The sequence below is a fragment of the Rhodanobacteraceae bacterium genome (assembly GCA_024234055.1).
Lineage (GTDB): Bacteria > Pseudomonadota > Gammaproteobacteria > Xanthomonadales > SZUA-5 > JADKFD01.
Map to the genome: position 1 here is coordinate 184804 of JACKOW010000002.1, position 24661 is coordinate 209464.

Consider the following 24661-nt stretch of genomic DNA (forward strand, 5'->3'; position numbering starts at 1 on the left):
CTGGCTTTGAAACTGTGATCAGTGTCAAACTTTTCCAGCCGTTTGCGATCAGTGACCCCGGGGTGGGTTACGCTTAGTAGGTGGTAAAGCATCCTAAGCCAGGTCTTGCGTTCAATCAGGGGAAATGGCGTGACCAATGGTCCCGACAACAACAAGGTCGTCGATCTGCAGCAGCGCCAGGCGCTGCAGACGCAGGCGGTCGACCGCGTCGGCGAACTGATCAAGCAGTGTCGTGGCATCGCCCAGAAGCGCTTGGCGATGTGCATCGGCAGTCTGCTGGATGGCACCGACGACGCCCTGTTTGATCTGGCCGAGAAGGGCGAGAACAACGTCGTTCAGACCCGTTATTTTGATGGCATGCGCGAAGTTCGGCGCAAACGCCAACTGGTGGAAAGGCTCTTCCAGGAAAACCTGACCCGAAATTTCGCCAACTTCGGTCAGAACAAGTCCTCTGCCGAAGAATCCGATGCGCCACGCCTGGGCGGTCTGGCCCTGCTGGACGAAAAGGAACTGGAAGAATCACTGGCGGTGTCAGCCATGTCGGGCAAGGCGTCCAATCGCTTCAGCCGGCATCTTTACGCGCTGGACCAGCGCCTGGCCGTGTTGGCTGGTGGCACCAAGATCGACGAGGACAACAACCCGGTCGGTCCCAAATTGCTGTGCCGGGCCTTTCAGACCACTCTGGTCGAGCTTGAGGTGGATCTGCATGTCAAGCTGCTGATCCTGAAGCTCTTTGACAAGCACGTGATGGGCGGGCTGGATCAGCTCTACGACGAAATCAATCAGCACCTGGTCAATGCAGGCGTGCTGCCGCAACTGAAGAACCAGTTTGCCTCGCAGCGTCCGGGGGGGCCAGCCGGCCCACGAGTGCCGATGGCACCGATGGCGGGCGCTGATGCCGATATGGCTGGCGGCGATTACGACCAGGTTGGCGGAGGCGCTGTCGGCAACCACGGAGGCCATTCGGGCTATGGCGCTGCATCAGCGGCAGAGGCTGAACTTCAGGCCGAGCTCTACAACACCGTGCGCTCCTTGCTGGCCAATCGGCGTGGCCTCGGGGCTCCGGGCACCGGGCACGGCGGCTATGCCGGCGGCGGTGCTTCCGGCGTCATCCCGGGCCAGTCATTTGCGACCAACGACCTGATCAACGCGTTGTCGATCTTGCAGAGTCAGACCGTGACCCTGTCGCCCGGGCAGGGTTACGTCGCTGCTGGTCAGGTGCCGCCGACTGCGCAGATCAAGGACGAGTTGGTCGGACAGCTCCACCGACTGGGGTCGGGTGACGAAAAGCACCGGATCACCTCGGCCGACGAGGACACCATCGATCTGGTCGGCATGCTGTTCGAGTTCATCCTGCAGGATCGAAATCTGCCGGCAGAAATGCAGGCCCTGCTGGCACGGCTGCAGATTCCCTATCTGAAGTGCGCGATTCTCGACAAGGCCATGTTCGCCAAGAAGGAGCATCCGGCGCGTCTGTTGCTGGACGAGCTCGCGCAGGCGGGGCTGGCCTGGAGCGAAGAAAGCGACAAGGACGGTCGTTTCTACGACAAGGTCAAGTCCGTGGTCGAGGTCTTGCTGAAGGACTTCGACGACGACGTTCAGATCTTTGACCGGCAGCTCAAGGAATTCCGCGACTTTGTCGGCTCCTCGAAGAAGCGCGCCGAAGTCTCGGAACTGCGTGCAGCCGAGGCGGCGCGTGGACGCGAACGCCTGCAGGGTGCCCGCAAGACCGCTGCCCGCGAGATCCTGACCCGGATCGAGGGCAAGAATCTGCCGGAAGTGATCCGGCACATCCTGACGCGGCCCTGGGCCAATGTCCTCGTGCTGACCATCTTGAGACAGGGTGAGGGCTCGCATCCCTGGAAGACCTCCTTGCGGGTGGCCGACGAACTCGTCTGGGCCGCCCATCCCAAGCAAACGGACTCCGAGCGTGCGCGCTTGCGGGCACTGGTGCCGGAGTTGGAGAAAGCCCTGCGCCAGGGCCTGGCGATGGTCGCCTATCACGACAATGACGTGCGCGACCTGTTGTCCGACCTTGGCCGCTTCTACGAATCGCAGCTCAACCCGACCGCTGCACCTCCCGCGGACGAATCTCCAGCGCCCGCAGCAGAAGAAGCTGCCGTCGCTGCCAGCAGCGAAGGTGCAGAGGACACACCGGGCCTGGAGGTCGAGGTCAAGACCCCCAGCGACTCGCAGACTGAGGTCGTCGCCGCGGAGAGCACGCCTGCAGCGGCGCCTGCCGAGGACAATTTCGTCGACGAATTGGCTCGGCAATCCCGGCAGCCAGAGGCGGAAGTCGATCCAGAGTCGGAAATCCGCGACGAACATTACGAGATTGCGCGTGCCATCAAGGTTGGAACCTGGGTCGAGTTTCGTCATGACGAAAGCCGCGCAGAGCGGGCCAAGCTGTCCTGGATCAGCCCGATCAGCAGCAAGTACCTGTTCGTCAACCGCAAGGGCCTCAAGGTCGCCGACAAGACGGTCTGGGCACTCGCCAGTGAACTCCGCAATGGGCGAGCCATGATGCTCGAGGATGTACCCCTGTTCGATCGGGCGCTCGACGCCATCGTCGAAAGGCTCAAGACGACGGTCGGTCAAGAGGCGCGCGCTGAGCACACTGAAGACGATGACTCGGATCCGTCGGAGGCCGGTCAGCCATCCTGACCTGGACGGCTGCAGGCAGTATGCTCGCCAGCCCCGGTCCAGTTCAGAGCCCAGCGTGAGTACCGACCGCTCCTGCAATCCGATCATCGTTGGGGCACCTGATGCCCGCGTGGTCGCCGCCGATGTCGCCAGAGCGCTGGCCGAAGACATTGGCCCCGGCGACCTGAGTGCGCAATTGGTCAGTGCCGATGCCGTCGGCGAAGCAGAATTGTGGGCGCGCGAAGACCTGGTGCTGGCTGGCCAGGCCTGGTTCGAGGCCTGCGTGCATGCGCTGGACGCAAATGCCGTCGTCACCTGGGATCACGCCGAAGCCGGCAGGGTGAGCGCCGGCTCACGCCTCTGCTCGGTCAGCGCCAGGGCCCGCGCGCTGCTGAGCGCCGAACGCGCTGCCATGAATTTCCTGCAGACATTGTCAGGCACCGCCACCATCACCGCACAATACGTTGCTCTCACCGCCGGCAGTCGCACGCGCATTCTGGACACCCGCAAGACCCTGCCGGGGCTGCGCTACGCGCAAAAATATGCGGTCCGTGCAGGCGGCGGTGTGAATCACCGCATGGGCCTGTATGACGCGATCCTGATCAAGGAGAACCACATCCTGGCTGCGGGGGGCATCGCCACCGCCATAGCCCGAGCTCGCGCACTGGCACCCGGCTGCATGGTCGAGATCGAGGTGGAATCACTGGACGAGTACCGTCAGGCCGTCGCCGCGCGACCCGATCGCATCATGCTGGACGAACTCAGCCCCGGCGACCTGCGGCAGGCGCTGGACGAACGCCCAGCGGAGATCGAACTGGAACTGTCTGGCGGCATCGAGATGGAGCGCTTGAGCGAACTCTGTGCGCTGGGCGTGGACTACCTTTCCATCGGCGCGCTGACCAAGCATGTCCACGCCATCGATCTGTCGATGCGCTGGAAGACCGCCGGTTGAATCCACGCTTCAGGCGAGGCTACTGGTCCCAGCCGACTCAGGTTCGGGACCAAGGACCCAGGCAAGCAATCTCGACGCACCGTTCGAAAGTGCCCCGAAGCCGGGCCCTGCCCTCTGCCCCGCTTCTGTTGCGTCTTCAAATCAATGGCTTACCGAATTTCAGCTGACCACCAGCTCAATACACGCCCATGACCTTGGCTGCCACCGCCGCCAGCGACAGTACCGCCACCACCACGATGGCCCACATCAGGCCGGTCTTGCTGCCTCCCGCCTTCGCGGTGCCGTGGGATGTGGCCGCCGCGGCAGGCGCATCGGCCCTCCCCGCGCTGACCTGATGCATCTCCTGTCCTGGAGCCAGCAGCAGGAAGCGGATGGTATCCAGACGAAGCTCATCGCCGGCCTTCATCAGTTGGCGTGTGATGCGCTTGTCGTTGACGTAGGTACCGTTGGATGAGCCCAGATCCTCGACCATGATGCCGTCGGGCGTGACCCGCAGTTCGGCATGGCGCCGGGATACCTCTTCGGACGGAATCGGAATCTCGCACTCGTTCTGGCGACCGATCACGACCGTGCCCTGAATGGGAAAGACCTTGCCGAAGGTCACGCCGGAGACGCCACGCAACACGAATCGCGGCAACGCCATCCGTACCTTGGTGCGGCCATCGTCGTCCACGTCAATGTCTCTGGCCTTCACCACGGGCGGCGCACTCGCGGCCTTCTCGACCGCCACGATGCGCACGCGCACGCCGGCGAAGGTCACCAGATCACCTGGCTTGACCTCGGCCGGCACGGTCAATGGCTTGCCGTTGATGGTCACTTCATTGGCCGGATTTGGCAGCGAAATCGTTGCGCTGCTGCCCTTCACATCGAGATGGGCATGACTGGGCGCGATGCCGGGTGCATGCAGTACGACGTCGGCATCAGGTCCGCTGCCCAAGACGGCGCGCCCTGATTCCAATTCGACCGGTGCGTGTTCTCCATTCGGAAAGAGCAGCTTCATGAGTCCCCCAAGATAATCTCGAATCGACGACGGCGGTTGCTCACCGCGATCCCTCGTTTGCCGGCGCCAGATCGCGCGCCACCCTGAAACCTACGGTATTGCTCAACCAATCGTCCTTCTCACTGCGCCGGTCAATGACCGCTGGTTCGTCGCGGTCGCTGTGCCACGCGCTGCCCATGATCATGTGCTCGTCACATTTTCCATCGGTGCGGGCCTTCTGATCCTTGCGCCGACCAGCGTGGCTGTCATTGGCGCAATCCGCCACATGCTCGCGCACATTACCCTCAATATCATAAAGCCCAGCGGAGGAGGCCTCAAAGCGCCCCGAAGGTGCGGTGGCGGCAAACCCGTCATCACAGGACAACGCGCTGTTGCCACCCTCGGCCTTCTTGTAGCTCTGATCGGCCCGATTGCCGCTGAGGCAGGGCTTGACCTGTACCTGGCTACCCAGATACTGCCACTCGGCCTCAGAAAGCAGTCGGTAGGGCTGCCCGGTCGTCGTGCTGAGCCAGCGCGCATAGGCGACCGCGTCGTCATGCCCCACACAGACGGCTGGGTGATCGCCAGTCTGACTGAAGCCCGGTGCACGCCAGGTTCGGTCCTTGGAGGAGCCGGAGAAGAAGAATCCTCCGTCCTTGTCCCGGCATCCGCTCGCCGTCACCGCATACCGCGCGGCCTGAACGAAGCGCCCGAACTCGGTCACACTGACTTCGCGGCGCCCCACGGCAAAGGGCGTAGCAATGGGGACCCTCAGATCACTGCCCTTGCGTGCGCCGGTCAGCAGCACCGAACCCTTGCCGACGATGACCATTTCCGGGCCATCTGCACCGTCCCGAAAGCGGTAGCCCGGTTTGCCAATCACCTTGGCCTCCCGCATCCACTTGAGCAACTCGCCGTCATTGGGAACCAGCGTCAGCGCCTGGCTGATCAGATTCTCGGCATCGGCCCCGCGCCACTCGTCCAAGGCCGTTCGTGCCGCTGTCTTCAGACTCGCAATCCGCGTGTTCCACTCCAGATCGATACGGGCATTGAGTGCTGCCACATCGAGCCCGGGAGTGGCCGCCACCTGTCGCGCACGATCCAGCCGGTCCTTGCCTTCGGCGACCCGGCCGGCGTCCAGATCCTGCCGCGCCAGCTGCAGATAGGCATCTACCACGGCCGCCAGCCCGGCCCTGGCGTCTTCATTGTCCGGTTCCAGTTCCAATACACGCGAGAAAAGCAATGTGGCATTGGCCTCGGGAGGCAACTGCAGACGCTGCATCGGCAGCAGCGATTGTGCAAATTCGAGCAAGGCCGAAATACGCTTCGACGGAGTCACCGGCCCATACTCCGCGGCATCGGGCAGTCCCAGCTCATCGCCCGAGTAGTCGCTGTCTGTCGCGTCGACGGCAGACGGTTCCAGCGAAGTCAGCGCATCGTCGTCGGTTGAATCAGGCCCGGGCAACTCAGGCGCGGCGGTAACATCGACTGCAGTCGGGGGCACCGGCGTTGGAATCTTTCCTGCGACCGGCAGCTGCGCTTCAGGGACGGCAGCCACCGGCACAGCGGTCGGACCCCGAAAAACTCCGTAAGCGACGGCCATGAGTCCGCCTGCGAGAACCAGCATCAAGGCATATCGCTGCCAGCGGCCACCCTGCTCACGGGGCGCAGGTCCCACATGGCGAGCCAGGTTTTCGATGATCGTTGTCGAGGACCGCGATGCTGCGGGCAAGGACTCGCCATTCGCGCCGACTGCAGCCGGCAGCGTCTGCATCGCCGTCGAACCCCTGGGAATCTCGACCTGCTGCAGGCCAAGTATCAGCTCATCGGCGTTGGCGAAGCGATCCTTGGGATCCTTGGCCAGCGCCCGATCGATGAATGCCTGCCAATGCTGCAAAGCCGGCGGCAATCTGGGAATAGGTTCGAAGACGTGCGCATAGGCCACGGCAAAGCCGTCGGGTCCCTGGTACGGCGGCCGGCCACTCAAGGCCTCGAAGGCCAGCACACCCAGGCTGTACAGATCGGAACGGGCGTCGACCTCGCCCCCGCGTGCCTGCTCGGGGCTCATGTAATTGCTGGTGCCGATGCTGACGCCGGTGCTGGTGATCCGGGTCGAGCCAGAGAGTGCGCGGGCAATGCCGAAGTCAGTCAGCAGCGGCGTGTCGGCACCGTCGAACATGATGTTGCCGGGCGTGACGTCGCGATGCACCACGCCTTGCTGATGGGCGAATCCCAAGGCCTTGGCGATGCCGCAAAGCACGCGCACGACTTCTGCCTGGTCCACCCCCTTGCGCATGCGCTGGGCAAAATCGCCGCCGGGTAGAAACTGCATTGAGAAATAATGCAGATGGTCATTGGTGACGCCAACTTCGTACACCGCGACGATATGCGGGTGGGTCAGCGAGGCGATGGTCCGGGCTTCGCGCAGAAATCGCTTCGAGAAGCTGGCGTCAGCCGCCAGCGCCGGCGCCATCACCTTCAGGGCGACCCGACGCTCGAGCGAAGACTGGATCGCAAGATAGACCCGTGCCATCCCGCCGACCCCGAGCTCACGCTCGATCTCGTAGCCTGGTATCGAAATTGCCCCCACGCCGAGGTCATCGTCCGGTCAGATCAGAATTTGTCATTCTAGCCTGTCGGACCGGATAAATCGCGGTCGTTGCGGAACGCCGCACGCTACTGCGAAGTGCCCACAAGGACAGCTGCAATGCCATCATCTGACCCTCGCCCGAAATCTGAATTCGTCCATGAGTAGTGCAGTGGCACTCTTCAGCATGCTCTTCCTGGCCGCCGGCGTGCTCACCTGGCAGCTCCTGCGGGGTCTGCACGAGCGGGCGCTGCTGGTTGCCGCCCGCAGCTGCAGGGACGCGGGCCTGCAACTGCTGGACGCCACCGTGTCACTACAGCACCTGAGCTTGGCCCGTCATCGGCAGCGGCTGGGGTGGCAGGTCGATTATGGTTTCGACGTGAGTCTGGATGGCCAGCGTCGGCAGCACGGACGCATCCGCTTTCACCAGGGTGTGCTGCAATGGGTAGAAGTGCCCCGCGCAGACGGCGGACACGAACTGTGGATGGAAGACGAAGCCGAGCTCTGAGACGGGACCTCGAACCGGGGCGTGCGCGCGTCTACTTGACGATGCGCAGTGACGGCCGTGCTCGCTCCGGACGCGGCGGCTCGGATTCGTCGGAGTCATTGCCGAGGTCCTGCTCAGCACCGCTGTCGGGAACTGCCATCAAGGGCTCGGCCGCGGACTGCGCGGCTTCTGGGGCATCGGGCGAATCCTCTTCCGGAATGCTTTCTGCCGGAAACATCATGCCTTGCCCGTTTTCCTGGGCGTAGATCGCAAGGACCGCACCCACGGGCGCCACGATGCTCTGACTGACGCCTGAAAAGCGTGCATTGAAGCGCACCTCGTCGATGCCAAGTTCGAGGCGGTCAATGGCATGCGGAGCAATATTGAGCAGGACCTGCCCTTCCTTGATGGCCTGCCTAGGCACGCGCACCCCTGCGAATCCGGCGTCGACCAGCAGATAGGGCGTTCCTCGATTGTCCAGAATCCATTCATAGATGGCTCGGATCAGATAGGGGCGCGTGGAGGTCATTTCCATTTCCAACTCCTTGAATTTCCGCACGATTGTCGCGGAATGTCGGCGGCAATCGTCCGGATTCACGGACGACGACGGTGAGCGCTGCGCTCGCGCGCTCGGGTAATGATGTCATCTATACCGGCGCCTGACGACCGCAGCCGCACCTCCTGGTCACGTCCGGATCAGGATTCCGCCAGTGCACGCTCACTGTCGGACAGGGTGCGCTGAAACAGCGGGGTGTTGAACAGACGCTGGGTGTAGGCCTCGATGCCGGGGCCCAGATCCCGCCACTTGATACCCGCCGCAGGCAGCCTCCACAGGATCGGAAGCAGCAGACAATCGGCCAGACCAATCTCCGAGCTCAGAAAGAACTTGGCCGCATTGAAGATCGAGTCGGATTCGATCAAGGCCTCGCGCAACTCGCTGCGGGCCCGGGCAGCGGCGGCAGCGCTGCCAGCCCTGATCTGGTCCAACGGTGCCAGCCATTCCTGCTCGATCCGGTAATAGGTCAGTCGGGTGCGGGCCCGGCCCAGGGGATCACTGGGCAGCAATGGTGGGTGCGGAAAGCGCTCATCCAGATACTCGGCAATGATGCGCGGCTCGTAGAGCACGACTTCGCGCTCCATCAGCGTCGGCAGAATGGCCCCCGGCACCGCCGCGACCAGATCCTTGGGTGGCCTCTCGGGATCAACGTAAACCAGATCGTGCGGCAGGCCCTTCAGCGCAAGCACAAATCGCATGGCATGAGAGCGCGGGCAATCCAGATGTGAGAACAGCGTCATCGCGCTGCGTGATCGCGGGCTCGGCGGTGACATGAAGATGCTATCCAAAATCCCCCAGCAGTCTCCAGATTAGCCGACCCGCGCTGACGAATCTAGGGATCCTCTGAACAAGTTCCATGAGCCGCGTTGCGGACAAAAACGCTTGGGCACAGGCGCAGCCCGAAAGTCGTAGCCGTCGCTACGATGCCGAGGACTGGAAGGACGCGGCACGCGCTATTGGCCGCAACGCTTGCGGGACGGCGGCTGCAACGCCGCCGTCGCGGCCACGCAACTTGTTCAGACGATCCCCAGGGACTCAAGCGTGTCCGCTGACACCCATCGGAGAAAGCCCGATCCAGGCCATGAGCGGACACAAAAAAGCCCCGGCGGAGCGGGGCTTTTCTGGTCTCGCATTCACGCCAACTCAGTGCACGTCTTTCCAGTACTCGTGCTTGAGCAGATAAGCCACGCCGGTGAACAGCAGCAGGTAAAGAATCACCCAGATCCCGTACTTCTCCCGATCCAGCGCCGCCGGCTCGCCGACGTATTGCAGGAAAGCGGTGATGTCGCGGGCGTCCTGCCGATACTCCTCGGGCGTTCGGGTGCCGGGCTTGACCAGGTCAAAGGTCGGTCCAGCGTGGCCGTGGCCTTCTTCGGCATGCTCATCGGCCGGGCGCAGCGTCTGTATGCCCTGACGCTCCCACAACACATGCGGCATGGAGGCGTTCGGGAACACCGTGTTGTTCCAGCCACCCGGACGCGTGGGGTCGGGATAGAAGGACAACAGGTAGCTGTAGATGTAGTCCGGGCCGTTGTGTCGGGCACGTGCGATCAGCGACAGATCCGGCGGTGCCTTGCCAAACCAGTCTTCACCTCCGACCGCGGTTTCACCCAGGCCGGCAGGCATGGCGGCAACAATGGTCTCTCCGAATTTGGCACCAGTGAAATTCAGGTACTTCATGGTCTGCTCTTCGGTCAGGCCCAGATCCTTGGCCAGACGCGAATAGCGCATGTACTGCAGCGAATGACAACTGCCGCAGTAATTGAAGTAGAGCTGGGCGCCACGCTGCAGAGACGCGCGATCCGAAATGTTCGCCCCTGACTGCTGCAGTACCACCTCACCGCCGGCAGCCATCGCCGGCACCGAAAAGACCAGAACTATCCAGGGAAGCAGGCGCTTAATCATGCATGGTCACCCGATCAGGTACCGGCTTGACCGAATCGATCCTGGTGTACACCGGCATAAGTAGGAAGAACAGGAAATAGATCACCGTGCAGATCTGGGCGACCAGCTTTTGCAACTCGCTACCGGCCTGCAGGCCGAGATAACCCAGGGTGACAAAGGCCACCGTGAACAGGGCCAGGGCAATCTTGGTGAGCGGTCCGCGATATCGGATCGAGCGCACCGGGCTGCGATCCAGCCAGGGGATCAGGAACAGGATCGACACCGCCGCACCCATCACCACGACGCCAAACAGCTTGTCCGGAATCGCGCGCAACATCGCGTAATAGGGCGTGAAGTACCACACCGGTTTGATGTGCGCAGGCGTGACCATCGGATCGGCCGGCGAGAAGTTGTCGTACTCCAGGAACAGATCCCCGAATGTGGGCTCGAAGAAGATCACGAAGGCAAACAGGATCAGGAAGACGCCTGCACCAAAAAGATCCTTGACCGTGTAGTAGGGGTGGAAGGGAATGCCGTCCAGCGGCACGCCCTTGGCATCCTTCTTCTTCTTGATGTCGACACCGTCGGGATTGTTCGATCCCACTTCGTGCAGCGCGCCCAGATGCAGCACCACCAGCAGCAGCAGCGAGATCGGCAGGGCCACGACGTGCAGCGCGAAGAAGCGGTTGATGGTGGCATCGGAAGGCAGATAGTCGCCCTGAATCCACTGTACCAGACCGTCGCCAATGACCGGGATGGCGCCGAACAGCGACACGATCACCTTGGCGCCCCAGAAGGACATCTGTCCCCAGGGCAGCACGTAGCCGAGGAAGGCCTCTGCCATCAGCGCCAGGAAGATCAGCATGCCCAGCACCCACACCAGTTCCCGTGGCTTCTGATAGGAGCCATACATAAGTCCGCGGAACATGTGCAGGTAGACCACGATGAAGAAGAACGAAGCGCCCGTGGAATGCAGGTAGCGGATCAGCCAGCCCCAGGGCACATCACGCATGATGTACTCGACCGAGCCGAAGGCTTCGGCCGCACTGGGCTTGTAGTGCATCGTCAGCCAGATGCCGGTCACGATCTGATTGACCAGCACCAGAATCGCCAGCGAGCCAAAGTAGTACCAGATGTTGAAGCTCTTGGGCGCGTAGTACTGCGCCAGATGCTTGTTCCAGAAATCGACCACCGGCATGCGCTGGTCCAGCCAGCCGAGAATGCCGTTGACGGTTGTCGTGCGTTCGCCAGCCATTACGCCGCTCCTTCGGTTTCGCCGATGATCACGCGCGTATCGGATTCGAACCGGTACGGCGGCACCACCAGATTGGTCGGGGCGGGCGAGCCTTCGTAGACGCGGCCGGCGAGATCGAAGCGCGAATTGTGACAGGGGCAGTAGTAGCCGCCCTTCCATTGCGCATCCCAGGGTTCAGGCTGGACCTCGGCGTGCAGCTTGGGGGAGCAACCCAGATGCGTGCAAACCCCAACCAACACCAGAACGTCCGGCTTCAGCGATCGGTACTCGTTCTTGGCGAACTCGGGCTGCTGATCCTGAACATCTGACTTCGGATCTTTCAGCCGACCATCTTCAGCAGGCAGCCGCTGCAGCATTTCCTCGCTGCGGCGAACGATGAAGATGGGGCTGCCGCGCCAGAGCAGCGTCATCTGCGTGCCGACGGCTAGCTTGCTGATATCGGCGGCCACGGGCGCACCCGCTGCGACGGCTCGGGCACTGGGCTTCCAGGCGTTGATGAACGGAATGGCGGCAAACACGCCACCTACCCCACCCACAACGACGGTCGAAGCGGTCAGAAACCGGCGCCGGCCGTGGTTGACGGACTCTGCTGCCATGCTTGACTCCATACGAAACGAAAGAGCACTCGGCGGCCCATGGTTGCGGCCCCGAAACCCTGCAAGTTTACAGGATCGGTCCAAGCCCACACAACGAGATTGGTCGATCAGTCCGGCAAGGCGGGGGCGCTGCCACAGCGCCCCCGCAATTGCAAGTCAGACCACGCCGTGGGCAATCATGGCGTCGGCCACCTTGACGAAGCCGGCGATATTCGCACCCTTGACGTAATCGATGTACTTGGCGTCGCCGGCCACGCCACCGTAGCGCTCACAGCGCTCATGGATGCCGCGCATGATGTCGCGCAACAGACGCTGCAGTTCATCTTCCTTCCAGGTGATGCGAGCCGAGTTCTGGCTCATCTCCAGACCGGAAACAGCCACGCCGCCAGCATTGGCGGCCTTGCCCGGCGCGAACAGGATGCGCGCCGCCTGGAACAGGTGCACCGCTTCCAGGTCCGACGGCATGTTGGCGCCTTCGGAGACTGCGTACAGGCCGTTGGCCAACAGGGTCTTGGCATCGGCACCGCTGATCTCATTCTGGGTGGCGCAGGGTACGGCGATATGCCCAGGGACGATCCACGGACGCTGCCCGGCGTGGAAAGTACCGCCGAACTGGCTCACGTACTCCTCGATACGACCGCGGCGCTTGTTCTTGAGGTCCTTGATGAAGGCCAGCTTCTCGTGCGTGAAGCCCTCCGGATCGTGAATGAAGCCATCGGAATCGCTCAGGGTGACCGGTTTGCCACCGAGGTGCAGGATCTTTTCCACCGCATGCTGGGCCACGTTGCCCGATCCCGACACCAGGCAGGTCTGACCTTCGATGGATCTGCCGGCGCGCTTCAGCATGTCTTCGAGGAAATACACGGCGCCATAGCCGGTGGCCTCGGTGCGGATCGGGCTGCCGCCGTATTCCAGGCCCTTGCCGGTGAGCACGCCCACATAACGATTGGTAATGCGCTTGTACTGGCCAAACATGTAGCCGATCTCACGACCACCCACGCCGATGTCGCCAGCCGGCACGTCAGTGTCTTCACCCACATGGCGGTAGAGCTCGGTCATGAACGACTGGCAAAAGCGCATGACTTCCGCCTCGGACTTGCCCTTGGGGTTGAAGTTGGAACCGCCCTTGCCGCCGCCCATGGGCAAGCCGGTCAGGGCGTTCTTGAAGGTCTGCTCGAAGGCCAGAAACTTGAGCACGCCCTGATTCACCGACGGATGGAAGCGGATGCCACCCTTGTAGGGACCAATGGCGCTGTTGTTCTGAATCCGGTAGCCGCGGTTGACGCGGATGTTGCCGGCATCGTCCTGCCAGCAGACGCGGAAGGAGATCACCCGATCGGGCTCGGCCATCCGCTCCAGAATCTGGTACTCGTTGTACTTGGGATTGGCCCGGATATGCTCCAGCACGCTCTCGGCCACTTCGCGCAGCGCCTGGATGAACTCAGGCTGCCCTGGATTGCGTTTCTCCACACCCTCTACGAACTCGTCAAGACTCGGTACCGTATCACGCCCCATGTCTCTACTCCCAGGTTATGGCCACAGCGGCCGGACAGTCTTCGTGCAGGCTCAGAACCATACTCCCTAAATCCTGCCCTGACGGTGCCCACGTTACACTTCGGCATGACTGTCGGGCCAGAATTCTTCGGCTTTGCAGGTCTTCCTTTCAGACCCGATCCCGCCTGCACCCCTCTAGAATGTCGCGATGAACAATTCGAACCACATGGCCAACGGCTTACGCGAACACCTCCGGTATTTTGGCGGATGGGCCATCGCCGGACTGGCCCTGGCGCTGCTGATCCTGCTGTTGCGCTTCGGCTGGCCTGCTCGCGGCAATGGCGCGGAAGCCCATGCGCCACGCAGCTACGCCCCGGCAGTGGGGGCCGCCGGGCCATCCGTGGTCAATATCTACGCCAATCGCATCGTGACTGAGCCCAGCTATTCAAGACTGGAGGGCAATCCGGCTGCGCAGCGCTTCCTGGGACCGAGTTTTTCGCCCGTAGGCCCGCCGCGACAGCGACTGGAGGAGAGTCTGGGTTCGGCCGTGATCGTGCGCGCCGACGGCTATCTGCTGACCAACAATCATGTGGTCGAGAAGAAGGACAACATCCGCGCCGTGCTCTGGGATGGCCGCACGACAGACGCGCGGGTCGTGGCCACCGATCCCGATACCGACCTGGCGGTGCTCAAGATCGACGCCGATGAGCTGCCGGCAGTGCACTTCGCCGACAAGGGCTCCTTGCGTATCGGCGATGTGGTGCTGGCCATCGGCAATCCCTTCGGCCTTGGCCAGAGCGTCACCATGGGCATCGTCAGCGCCATCGGCAACGAGCGTCTGAACGTGGGACTGAATGGCTACGAGTACCTCATCCAGACCGACGCTGCGGTCAACACCGGCAACTCGGGTGGCGCGCTGGTGAACGCCGAGGGCCAGCTGGTCGGGATCAACACCGCCATGTTCGGTCGCGGTGAAGGCGCCGAGGGCATCAGCTTTGCCATCCCCGCGGAAACCGCCAGGGCCGTGCTCGACGACATCGTGCGACAGGGCTATGTCACCCGAGCCTGGCTGGGGGTGGAACTGGCGGCGGTGGAACTGCGCCACTCGATCACGGGCGAGCTGCGGATCGGCTTGCAGATTCAGGCCGTGGCCAACAACTCCCCCGCGGCGCAAGCCGAACTGCGTCCCGGCGATATCCTGATCGGCTTCCGCGGCAGCCCGGTGAGCTCGCTCGCCCAATTCCGCAACGCCGAAGCCAATCTGGCCCCCGGCACCATGGTCGACCTCGAAGCCGTCCGCGCCGGTCTGGTATTCGCCAAGCATGTAAGACTGGCGCAGAAGCCGCATTGAACGGCGCACGGGGCACGGGGCACGGGGCACGGGGCACGGGGCACGGGGCACGGGGAAAAGGCTACGGGTTTTGGTGGGTCCAGACTTGTCTGGACCCACAAAGAGCCGGCACTGTGCCAGCGTTTCCCGTGCCCCGTGCCCCGTGCCCCGTGCCCCGCGCCCCCGCCTCACCTGCCGCCTACAAACCAGAACCAGCGCCAAAGCCCGCCGTAAGCGCAACGGGTGCCGCTGTCCTGCACCCTGAAGCGGCTTTTCAGGCGGGGCAGCAAACGATCGTCCAGATGCACGTGATTGAGGCCCATCCAGCGCCGGAACCACGGCTTGGGGGTGTCGCGAAAATCGACGACGGCGATGCGTCCTCTGGCTGACAGATTGTCGCTGGCATCGGCGAGCAACTGATCAAGCCCAGGGCCGACCATGGACAGCAGGTAGGAGGCGACGATCAGATCGTACTGGCCTGGCAGGCCGGCGTAGGCGCTGTGATGCAGTTTCAGCCGATCGCTGCAGTGCGCCAGCCGTTTGCCGGCCTGATCCAGCATGTCGGCCGACAGATCCACACCGTGCAACTCGGCCTTGGGAAAGCGCTCTGCCAGCGCCTGCAGATTGCGGCCGGTGCCGCAGCCGATTTCCAGGATCCGCCGCGGTGCCGGACCGACTTGGGCGACAATCTCCTCGATCAGCCGGTCCCGACCGAACAGGAAGCTCCAACGAGTCAGGTCATAGATGCGCGCATGCCAGCGGTAGTAGCGGGCCAGTGCCTGCGTCTCGGCGGCCGGTGCCGTACTCATGCCGCAGCGACCGTGGCGCAGAGCACGCTGCCATAGGTACCGACCCGGTCCAGGCGATGCCAGTGTGCGCAATCATCCGGGTGCGCCCGCAACCGGGCCTGGGCAAATTCCGGCAGGAAATCGATCGAGAGCCCGGCCGAGCGCATCAACACGCGGGCATCGGCGGCACTGCGCCGGATCAGCAGTTCCCACTCGTCATCCAGCAACTCCGGGCGATGCGCGGCCATCCAGTCCTGGTGGTCCAGCAGCACGAACTGGTTGAAGCGGGTCTGGGACTCAGACAGAAACGCGGACAGGGTGGCGGTATGGGTTCGGACCCGATCGGCACGCTGCGCCAGCGCCGCGAAGTGCTCCGGGCGCAGATAGTTGGGGCAGCACTGCGCGCTGTAGGCACCCAGCAGATAAACCCGCCAGAAGTAGTTCTCCTGGATGGGCAGTTCGGTGAGCAGATAGCGCAGCTTGTCTTCGATGTAGCGGTTGATGCCACCGGGGTACTGGGCTTCGATCAGATTGCGCTGCGCCCGCGGAACGCCCAGCAACGTCAATACCGCCGGTTGGCGCGCCGACCAGCGCAGCAGTGGTCCCCACAGGCGTGGCTCGATGCGCGCATAGCGCTCGCGCTGCTCGGCCAGACTCGACGCTTCGAGCAGACCACAGATCTCGCGCCAGAGACGCGGCTGCAAGCTGCGCAGCAGGGTCCGCACCCACCAGGCCACGTCGCCGGAGGCACCGCGAAAATAGAAGCTTCCACGCCCACGCGGGCTGAAAGCGCCCGGACTCCGATCCCAATGCGCCTGCGCCGAAGCCGACAGTTGCGGCCGCAGCGTTCGGTAGACCGCCGCGAAATCCGGATGATTGCCCCGCCCGAAGAGCTGGAACAGGAGCTCGGGATCGCCCTTGGCGAGCACCGCCAGTTTCAGTTCCAGCAGCGCATTCTGGCGCGGATTCATGTCGACGCAATCGATTCCCGCCGGATCGTCGAGCAGATAGTCGAGGGTGTTGCAACCAGCGCTGGTGATCATGACGATGCGGTCACCGGGCTGGATGCCCAGCAACTGGCGATCGGCGCGCGGATCTTCCCAGCAGGTGTTGTAGATCAGACGCGAGCCATGCACCTTGCGAAACCAGGCGTCGTATGCGCGATGCGCGATTTTCATGCGGTCGTCATCGAGTGGAAGTTCCTGACGAGCTTAGGTCGACCATGTTGCGGTTTTGGGACCGAATCAATGCATCCCCGAGTCGCCGATGGGTGCCATGGTCACCAGCGCCATCGACTCGTTCCCACCGCCGTCAGCAAGGCGAAGCTAGAATCGCCACATGAAAATTACCGCCATCACGCTGGATCTGGACGACACCCTGTGGCCAATTGCGCCGGTCATGGAAAGGGCTGATCTGGCCTTGCAGCAATGGTTCGAGCAGAACTGCCCGGAGGTCGCGGCGGCTCTGCCGATCGCCGAGATGCGCCGCCTGCGCGACCGTACCTTCCTGGAGCATCCGGAACTCGGCCATGACTTCACCACGCTGCGCATGCTCTGCCTGCGCGCCGCACTGACGCCCTATGGTTATGGCGAACGCGAGGTCAATGAAGCCTTTGAAGTGTTCTACGCGGCCCGCAATCGGGTCGAGCTCTACCCGGAAGTGGGCGATGCCCTGGAGAGACTGGCTCGGCGGGCGCCATTGGTATCACTGACCAACGGCAACGCCTGTCTGGACCGCGTTGGCCTGAAGCACTTGTTCCGGGCGCAGATCACGGCCCGCAGTCATGGTGCGGCCAAGCCGGACCCCGGTATTTTCCATGCCGCCTGTGCCTTGGCGGGCAGCATTCCGGCGGAAACGCTGCACGTGGGCGATCATCCGGAGCAGGACGTGCTCGGAGCGCTCGGTGCCGGCCTGCATGCGGTCTGGCTGGACCGCGAATCGCTGGGCTGGCAGCACGGAGGACATCCGCCGCATACCGTCAGTTGCCTCGCGCAGCTCGCCGATTTCGTCGAGTCGATCTAAGCCCTGCCACACCTGGAGCCACGCAGATGCACGTCGTCGAAACCCAGCGCTTGATCCTGCGGCGGCTGGAACTGGGAGATGCCGAGTTCATCTTCCAGCTGGTCAATGATCCGACCTGGCTGGCGGGCATCGGTGATCGCGGCGTGCGCACGCTGACCGACGCCCAGGAGTATCTGCGCAAGGGCCCGCTGGAGATGTATGAACGCTACGGCTTCGGGCTCTACGCGATCGAGCGCAAGGTCGACCATCAGCTGATCGGTATCTGCGGGCTGCTCAAGCGCGAGACCCTGCCCGAGCCTGATCTGGGCTACGCGCTGCTGCCCCAATATGCCGGCGTCGGCTACGCCCTGGAGGCCGCCCGCGCCTGCGTGGCACTGGCACGCGAGCAGTTCCGGATGCCATGTCTGCTGGCCATCACCACGCCCGAGAACATCCGCTCAAGGCATCTGCTGGAACAGCTGGGCATGCAACTGGAGCAGCGCTACCGGGTCAAGCCGGAGGACGATGAGCTGTGCCTGTACGCGATGGCTCTGGCGACACCCTGATAGAGCACGGGCTTGCGGGCGGTCGATGTGGAGGGCGCTGCGCTGCGGCGCCGCCTTGCTGTACCGGAAGACCAGGCGCGGGCGGGCAGGCGCGCGCCCCTCCACAAGCGCGCTTCTTCAGCACATCGCCAGCAGCGTCCAGACAAGTCTGGACCCGCAGGAGCAGGCACCCGGGCTGTTCGCCAACGATCTGGCGACATGCCCTGAAAGCTCATCGGCGCCCCTTCAACCGATACCAGCCACCGACACCAACCTCACCCACAGCCGCCCCCCGACTTGTCGCGCTTGAGCTGCAGCACGATGCGCGGATCGAACTCCAGATGCTCGTTTTCGATGGGGTCAGGCGCGCACGAGGGATAACGGCTGCCCAATGCGGCCTTGAAGACGTAGCCCAATTCATCGTCGGCAGCACTGGCCACCGGCTGCAGCAGGCTGTCTTCCTTGCCGAAGAAGGCAATCCAGCGATTGATTCCACCCTCGAGCACATAGACATTGGGCACGCCCGAAGCCACCAGCAGCTTCCAGGCCTGCACCGCAGCCGACTCATCGTTGCTGATGGTCACGAAGACCGTATTTGCAGGGGGCTCGGCGAGCAGCTCGGGCACGCGCTGGGTCAGGCCCTCCAGCGGCGCGCTGATGGAATCGGCGATGTGGTAGAGGTTGTAGTCGGACTCCCGGCGCACATCCAGAAGCACGGGATGGATGGCCTGGTTGTAACGGGCCTTGAAGGCCTCGGCCGGCGAGATGAACACCAGACGTTTGGCCAGCATCTCGTCGGCGCTGTAGACCCGCTTCAGGGTCAGCGGCTCGGCGTTCTCCTGTTCGATGGTTTCGGTGCGCTGGAAGCTGAGTTTCTGGTATCGGTCCTCCAGCGTCGGACTGCCGATCAGCAACACCATCACTGCCGCCGCTGCCAGGCCGGCTGCACCGAACTTGCGAAGTCCCGGCTCTGCAGCCCGATCCTTTCCGGCGACCGCGCGCTCGACCCGCTCGCTGCCCCAGAAGAAGAACAGCGCCGCGCAGACCACGATCAGCACGATGACCGGCGCCGGAATGCCGAACACCTGATCCAGGGTCAGCCGCCCGTAATAACCGGCGTTGTTGTACCAGTGATCGTAATAGCCCTGGGTCTCGGCAAACAGGAAGGCACCGACGAAGCCGCCGAGCATGAAGAACATGCCATCGATCTTGCCGGTGGAGGCCGAAGCCAGCGAGGTGGTCGGGCAGAAACCGCCGATGATGAAGCCGACACCCATGATCAGTCCGCCAACGATGCCCGAGCCCAGATAGGTGGGATTGACCCAGACCTGGCTGAAATCGAGCCATCCCAGCCCCACCGCCCCCCAGATCAGGACCATGGCCACGGCAATGGCCGTGAACATGACCTTGAAAACCGTCAGCTCCCGGAAATAGAACTGACCGGCCAGCTTTCGAGAATCACCGAATCCGGCCATTTCCAGCGTGAAGCCGAAGGCGTATCCGATGGCGCCGAACACGATATAGGTCCACGGATTGCTGGCGCTGACGGCGCTGAATGCTTCCAGTGGAAAGTGCATGAGCTTCTCCTCAATGCTTGCGCAGCTGCAGGCGAAACTGCGCTACAGCCACAGCCGGCGCACGAAATAGGCCAGCGCGTAGGCGCCGCCGAAGATCGAAAACATGATGACCCACGAGCCGGCGGCGAGCGTGGCGCCCCCGGACAGCGCCTGCCCCGAGGTACAGCCGCGGGCCATGCGCGCGCCGTAGAGGAAGATCACGCCGCCGAGGAAAGACATCAGCCAGCGCGTACCGTTGGAAATGTTCGGTCCCTTGGTCGTGGTCAGGCGCAGGCGCCCGTTCAGGGCGCCGGAGCTGAAGCCACCGAGCAAGGCACCCAGGAACACCGGCACGATCCAGTCGTCCAGCGGGTTCTTGTCGCCGCCCGCCATTTTCAACAGGTAGGGATTGTTGTCGACATGTGCAGGCGCAACCATGTCGACCAGGGCCGCGTCGATGCGGCTTGTGGCCCCCGACGAGCCGAGTCCATTGCCGGTCAGCAGAAAGGCCAGAAAGAGTACGACCCCGAGAATGGCGCCCGCCAGATAGGGATGCACATAGGGCTTTTCCTGCCGCTTGAATACCGTTTGGATGAATCTGATCGCCATCACGTCACTCCTCGTTGATTGCCCCGCGACTACCGCTCGCGCCAGATCCGGGGCCGTGGCCCTCTGCGCATCACTTCGCCGGGCCTGGGTGATCCTCGACTTCCTCGTAGCCTGTGACCATGCCGCGGATGCCTTCCAGCGGCGTCGCGCCGGTGGTGGTCAGATAGACATGACCGACGATGAAACTGGCAAACAGCCAGGCCACCAGCGAATGCACCGACGCCAGCAGTGGCAAACCACCCAGGCTGCTGGCCAACTCCGGCCAGCGCTGCACGCCCCAGATCAGCACGCCGGTCGCAATCTGCAGCGGCAACAGCACATTGAGGATGCCGAAGTAGGTCAGTTTCTGGATCGGGTTCATGCGGTCGTCTGCGCGCTTCTCGAAGGGGTGCGGCTCGCCCTTGAAGATGCCGGACAGGTAGTACTTGGTCTGGGCAATCGAATCGTCAAAGAAGCCATGCGGACGCGGGATGTACTCGCGCATGCGCTCGGTCGCCAGGTGATAGAACAGCGAGAACACGGCGTTGATGACCAGAATCACGGCCAGCACATTGTGCAGGGTGATCACGCCGCGGAAGGAAAAGACACTGAAGATGTCGGGCCGATGGATGATCAAACCGGTCAGCAGCAACACCAGAATGCTGGTCGCCTGCAGCCAGTGCCAGAACCGGCGGTAGGCGTCGTACATGCGCACACGGCGGGTGTGCTCCACGCCATGGGGCCGTCGCCGCCAGGCCAGATAGCGCAGCGTACCGTGGCCCAGGACCCCGAACAGGGTGCCGGCAAAGGCCAGCGCACCCAGGCGATCCATCCAGCTGTTGCGGCTGGCGCCAAAGATATAGAGCCGATCCTGCGCGGGCTGCGGTTGATAGATCAGCGCGCCGGCCAGATCGCGGATCAGTTCGCCACTGCCGCTGACATTGGTGGTGGCCACGAATTCCGGCATCACCGGAGCGTGATCCGCCAGCGGCATGGACTGGGTCAGCCTGGAGTGCTTGTTGTGGCAGTCGCCGCAATCGTTCAACGCACTTTCGCCGCGGACGACATTGTGGTTGACGCTGTAGGGCTGCACGCGTCCCTCGATGTGCACTTCTGCCAGTCCCAGCGCGCTCAATCTGGCCTGCAGCAACTGCTCCTTGGCCGGCGAGTCGATCACCAGTTCGGTGTCGCTCAAACGACCATCGCCATCGGCATCGAAGGCGTCGACGATCTCGGGCGCGTGGCCACCGTCCTTGAGAAATGCTGCCTTGAGATCAATCAGTCGCACCGGCCGCTGCTGTCCGCCGCTGTCCCGGTACACCCAGTAGAAGCTGGTGATCAGGTTGTAGGGCGCCAGCAGGGTCTGACCATCGATGTTAGTGCGCTGAAGCAGCACCGGCTGGTAGCCGGTCACCAGTGATCGGACATCGCCCGGTGGACCTTCGACACCGCGACAGCGACTGACTGAAGCGCCGTCAGTCCGGATCAAGGTCCAGTCCTGACTCTGGATCGCCGGCGCGTGGAGCTTGGGAATATGGCAGGTCTCGCACGCCATCGCTGCCATATGGGTTTCGACATAGGGCAGCCAGGCCTGATGGCTGGTAGCGGCGTCATGACAGTTTTCGCAACGGCGCATCGTGCCCTTGTATTCGGGCGCCAGATTGAACTGGGCGCTCTGGCCACGGGCGAAGTTGTGGTCCGGCCTACGCAGATACTCGTTGATCTCGAGTGAGCGCGGGTCGTAGCGCAGATGGGCGGGATTGTTGCCCTGGGTCTGGCTCAGGTGCGCCGGATTGTTCAAGGCGTGGTGGCAATCGGTGCATTGCAGCTGGCGCTCTGCATGGATATCCCAGGCTTGGCGCAGTTCGCCCTTGCCGGCCAGATTCACACCCGAGGCATTGATGCGCTGCGAGGCAATCACCTGGCCGGTGGTGGCGGTTTGCGGATAGTCGAGATCACAGGCGCTGATGGTCAGGGGCTCGTCGGTGGCCGGGTGCACCTCGCCATGACAGGCGGCGCAGTTGGCGTTGGTCGGATCCTGGATGGCCACCAGGCGGCTCTGCAGCTCACGCTGCTCGTTGAAGGCGGCGGGGTTCCAGGTCCAGCCCTGTCCGGCTGCCTCGACGATGTTCAGGCCCGACAGGGTGGCCGTGTTGGCGCGCCCGAACTGGCCCTGGTGCAGCGCCTGGGCGCGGGCGCTGACGTTGGGCTGTTCCAGATGGCAGAGAAAGCAGTTCATCTCCATGGCACCCGACTCGGCCCAGTCCCAGGGCGTGATGGCGCCAGAATCGGCCAGCAACGCGCTTTCCGGGCTTGCGCCATCAGGCGGCAGTTCGACCAACGGCGTCCCGGCACGCGAGCGCACGGCCGGGCCGCCGCCAACCACGCGCTCACCCAACTGCATCAGCCACTCGGGCGTAGACAGATCCAGGCGCTCGTCGCCGCTGCGACTCAGATATCGGTAGCTCAGCGGATCCCAACGTCCGAACAGACCGGGACTGGAATCCCAGGACTCGGCGCTGGCGGCGAAGGACTTCAGACCCAGATCGGCGTGAAAGGCATGGCTTTCGATGTAGGCCGTGTCGTGGCACTGGCCACAGGTTTTCATCGTCGACAGGGACGCGCCGCTGTCCAGCACGTTGACGCCATCGGCATCCAGCAAGGCGAAGTCGGGGTGCAGATGATTGGCACCGGCAAGCTCGGCAGCCAGCCCGACGGTGGGCCCCACGAGCACGGTGAGCAACAACAGTGCGGTCCGCCCGAGGAATTTCATGGCAGCTTTCTCCCGCCCCATTCGATGGGATCACCGGGATAACCCAAGGCCTCCCAATCCAGACGACCGGGCTTGCCCGTGGCTGAGTGGCAGGCCTCACACTGCAAGGCATCGCGTGCCGGCTGCACCATGTGCGTGGTCGCCCAGTACATGTAGGTTTCGGTGAAATCGTACTCACCGCTGTAGGCCAGCCCGGTGATCGGCACCGCCAGTTCGAAGGCCTGGTTCCAGTCGAAGTTCGTCCAGAAGCCGTCCTTGCCCGAGGTCACCGGTTGCAGCAGGTACTGGTGCACCTTGTCATAGGGCTGCCTGGCCTTGTGCAGCTTGAACGGGAAGATCTTCGCCTTGGCGTCGCTGATGCTGCCGGCGGGTTTGTTGATGTAGGTGGGACCATCCGGGTTGATCTTGTCACCGAGCAGATAGCGGTATTCGTTGTTGCCGTTGAACCACAGATAGCTGGGTGCGAAGTTTGATTCGTAGGTGAATTCGCCCTTGATCTTCAGATAGCTGTAGTGATCTTCGGCGCGACCGGCGTCGGCCGCCTTTGACCAGTCCCAGGTGACCTTGGTCGGCTCTTCCCGCGCAATCGCCGGAATGTGGCAGGTCTGACAAGCCACAGCCGCCAGATGGGTGCCGATGCGCTCGTCCTTGTGGATCTTGCCGACATGGCACTGCGTACACGAGACCTGCTCGGCGGAATCGATGCTGTAGTTGTCGGCGATGATCCGCCCAAGAATCTGGTGCGCCCTGGTGACATGGCAATCGGTGCACTGCAGATTGTGTTTGCCGCCCATGTGCACATCCAGCGACTGGTCGGGGAAGTACAGGCTCTCGTCGAGATCGCCGTGCTTGACGCCGTTGCCGCCACCGCCATCGAAATGGCATTTGCCGCAGTTCTCACGCGTGGTGGCGCGAACGCTGCGCGCTGCGGCCAGCAGGTCGACGCCGTCTGCGGGATTGCCGAACAGACCCTTGCCATAGGTGCCGGGATCGGCGTGGCAGGCCAGACAATCGACGTTTTCGGGATTGGCCTGCTGGGCAGCACGGCCGGCCTCCCAGCCATAGCCGGCGTGGCAGCTCATGCACTTGTTCTCATTGCCCTGAGTACCGATGCAGAAGTTGTTGATCTGGTTGATCTTGCCGATGGTCACTGCACCCTCGCGCCAGGGCACGTTGAAGGGCTTGGATTCCCAGGTCCAGTGGGTGGTGCGCATCAGTTCGGCCGCGGCATTCTCGTGGCAGACCAGGCAGGCACGGGTGACCTCCTGCCCGTTCTTGAAGTCACCCTTGACGATATCGGCGTGATCCACGTGCACGGCGCGTACGGGAAGCCCGGCGGCTGGTTCCTGCGGCTTCTCAACCGAGGGCAGGAAGTACAGCGTCGGCAGGACAATCAGCAGGGCGATGACGATCAGGCCGATCAGCCAGGCTGGAAAGCGCACATTCATCGCGATGCTCCCTAGGCAGACGACGGCTCAGGACTCGGCTCACGCGTGAAACTCGCACCAGCCGGTTCCGGGGCTGCTTCACACTCATTTATACGCATGCGATCTAATTTAGGCATGATGCATATCAAGGTCGGCACGATTTCCCATGCCACGATCAAGTTCATGCCCAGGCACCTTCGGTACACTGGCCCCAGCGGCG

20 protein-coding genes are annotated in these 24661 nt (G+C 63.2%); 6 read left to right on the top strand and 14 right to left on the bottom strand.

Features of this window, described 5'->3' with window-relative positions; all coding sequences use genetic code 11:
• Window positions 1-129: 129 nt before the first annotated feature.
• Window positions 130-2664: a DUF1631 domain-containing protein gene (locus H7A19_05135; protein ID MCP5474207.1), complete on the top strand. Its 2535-nt coding sequence runs from the start codon at window positions 130-132 to the stop codon at window positions 2662-2664.
• Window positions 2627-3595 carry a carboxylating nicotinate-nucleotide diphosphorylase gene (gene nadC / locus H7A19_05140; protein ID MCP5474208.1) on the top strand — a complete coding sequence of 323 codons (969 nt, stop codon included), beginning with the start codon at window positions 2627-2629 and terminating at the stop codon, window positions 3593-3595. The genes H7A19_05135 and nadC overlap by 38 nt, the downstream gene beginning before the upstream one ends.
• Before the next feature lie 175 nt (window positions 3596-3770).
• Here the strand turns inward: nadC and H7A19_05145 are convergent, their stop codons facing one another.
• Both H7A19_05145 and H7A19_05150 read right to left on the bottom strand, forming a co-directional pair.
• Window positions 3771-4595: an FHA domain-containing protein gene (locus tag H7A19_05145; protein MCP5474209.1), complete on the bottom strand. Its 825-nt coding sequence runs from the start codon at window positions 4593-4595 to the stop codon at window positions 3771-3773.
• 40 nt (window positions 4596-4635) lie between these two features.
• Window positions 4636-7164, bottom strand: a complete 2529-nt coding sequence (locus H7A19_05150; protein MCP5474210.1) for an SUMF1/EgtB/PvdO family nonheme iron enzyme — start codon at window positions 7162-7164, stop codon at window positions 4636-4638.
• Between the two features lie 157 nt (window positions 7165-7321).
• Between H7A19_05150 and H7A19_05155 the strand changes: the two genes are divergently transcribed.
• Complete coding sequence (locus tag H7A19_05155) at window positions 7322-7669, top strand: DUF3301 domain-containing protein (protein MCP5474211.1); 348 nt, start codon at window positions 7322-7324, stop codon at window positions 7667-7669.
• A gap of 31 nt (window positions 7670-7700) precedes the next feature.
• On the opposite strand, the gene H7A19_05160 is transcribed toward H7A19_05155, so the two are convergent.
• The 6 genes from H7A19_05160 to gdhA all read right to left on the bottom strand — a co-directional run bounded on the left by H7A19_05160 (window position 7701) and on the right by gdhA (window position 13454).
• A complete protein-coding gene (locus H7A19_05160; GenBank protein MCP5474212.1) occupies window positions 7701-8177 on the bottom strand; it encodes a ClpXP protease specificity-enhancing factor in 477 nt (158 codons plus the stop codon).
• 167 nt (window positions 8178-8344) lie between these two features.
• Entirely contained in the window at window positions 8345-8977 is a 633-nt protein-coding gene (locus H7A19_05165) for a glutathione S-transferase N-terminal domain-containing protein (protein ID MCP5474213.1), read from the bottom strand.
• Between the two features lie 370 nt (window positions 8978-9347).
• Window positions 9348-10109: a cytochrome c1 gene (locus H7A19_05170; GenBank protein ID MCP5474214.1), complete on the bottom strand. Its 762-nt coding sequence runs from the start codon at window positions 10107-10109 to the stop codon at window positions 9348-9350.
• Complete coding sequence (locus H7A19_05175; GenBank protein MCP5474215.1) at window positions 10102-11343, bottom strand: cytochrome bc complex cytochrome b subunit; 1242 nt, start codon at window positions 11341-11343, stop codon at window positions 10102-10104. Before H7A19_05175 ends, H7A19_05170 begins: the two co-directional genes overlap by 8 nt.
• Window positions 11343-11939 (bottom strand): ubiquinol-cytochrome c reductase iron-sulfur subunit, encoded by a 597-nt coding sequence (petA, locus tag H7A19_05180; protein ID MCP5474216.1) that lies wholly within the window; start codon window positions 11937-11939, stop codon window positions 11343-11345. Before petA ends, H7A19_05175 begins: the two co-directional genes overlap by 1 nt.
• A 156-nt stretch (window positions 11940-12095) precedes the next feature.
• The gene (gene gdhA / locus H7A19_05185) at window positions 12096-13454 is read right to left on the bottom strand and encodes an NADP-specific glutamate dehydrogenase (GenBank protein ID MCP5474217.1); all 1359 of its coding nucleotides are present in this window, start codon (window positions 13452-13454) and stop codon (window positions 12096-12098) included.
• 205 nt (window positions 13455-13659) lie between these two features.
• Between gdhA and H7A19_05190 the strand changes: the two genes are divergently transcribed.
• Window positions 13660-14784: a trypsin-like peptidase domain-containing protein gene (locus tag H7A19_05190; GenBank protein MCP5474218.1), complete on the top strand. Its 1125-nt coding sequence runs from the start codon at window positions 13660-13662 to the stop codon at window positions 14782-14784.
• 167 nt (window positions 14785-14951) lie between these two features.
• Here H7A19_05190 and H7A19_05195 read toward each other — a convergent pair whose 3' ends face one another.
• Both H7A19_05195 and H7A19_05200 read right to left on the bottom strand, forming a co-directional pair.
• Window positions 14952-15572 (bottom strand): methyltransferase, encoded by a 621-nt coding sequence (locus H7A19_05195; GenBank protein ID MCP5474219.1) that lies wholly within the window; start codon window positions 15570-15572, stop codon window positions 14952-14954.
• Window positions 15569-16729, bottom strand: a complete 1161-nt coding sequence (locus H7A19_05200) for a BtaA family protein (GenBank protein MCP5474220.1) — start codon at window positions 16727-16729, stop codon at window positions 15569-15571. The genes H7A19_05195 and H7A19_05200 overlap by 4 nt, the downstream gene beginning before the upstream one ends.
• Before the next feature lie 160 nt (window positions 16730-16889).
• Between H7A19_05200 and H7A19_05205 the strand changes: the two genes are divergently transcribed.
• Window positions 16890-17573 (top strand): HAD family hydrolase, encoded by a 684-nt coding sequence (locus H7A19_05205; GenBank protein MCP5474221.1) that lies wholly within the window; start codon window positions 16890-16892, stop codon window positions 17571-17573.
• Window positions 17574-17599: 26 nt separating this feature from the next.
• Window positions 17600-18118 carry a GNAT family N-acetyltransferase gene (locus tag H7A19_05210; GenBank protein ID MCP5474222.1) on the top strand — a complete coding sequence of 173 codons (519 nt, stop codon included), beginning with the start codon at window positions 17600-17602 and terminating at the stop codon, window positions 18116-18118.
• Between the two features lie 254 nt (window positions 18119-18372).
• On the opposite strand, the gene H7A19_05215 is transcribed toward H7A19_05210, so the two are convergent.
• From H7A19_05215 to H7A19_05230, 4 genes are all read right to left on the bottom strand, one after another.
• Complete coding sequence (locus H7A19_05215; protein ID MCP5474223.1) at window positions 18373-19674, bottom strand: YeeE/YedE family protein; 1302 nt, start codon at window positions 19672-19674, stop codon at window positions 18373-18375.
• A gap of 42 nt (window positions 19675-19716) precedes the next feature.
• Complete coding sequence (locus H7A19_05220) at window positions 19717-20262, bottom strand: YeeE/YedE family protein (protein MCP5474224.1); 546 nt, start codon at window positions 20260-20262, stop codon at window positions 19717-19719.
• Between the two features lie 70 nt (window positions 20263-20332).
• On the bottom strand, window positions 20333-23014 hold the full coding sequence (locus H7A19_05225) for a cytochrome b/b6 domain-containing protein (protein ID MCP5474225.1): 2682 nt from the start codon (window positions 23012-23014) through the stop codon (window positions 20333-20335).
• Window positions 23011-24462 carry a tetrathionate reductase family octaheme c-type cytochrome gene (locus tag H7A19_05230; protein ID MCP5474226.1) on the bottom strand — a complete coding sequence of 484 codons (1452 nt, stop codon included), beginning with the start codon at window positions 24460-24462 and terminating at the stop codon, window positions 23011-23013. The genes H7A19_05225 and H7A19_05230 overlap by 4 nt, the downstream gene beginning before the upstream one ends.
• Window positions 24463-24661: the final 199 nt, after the last annotated feature.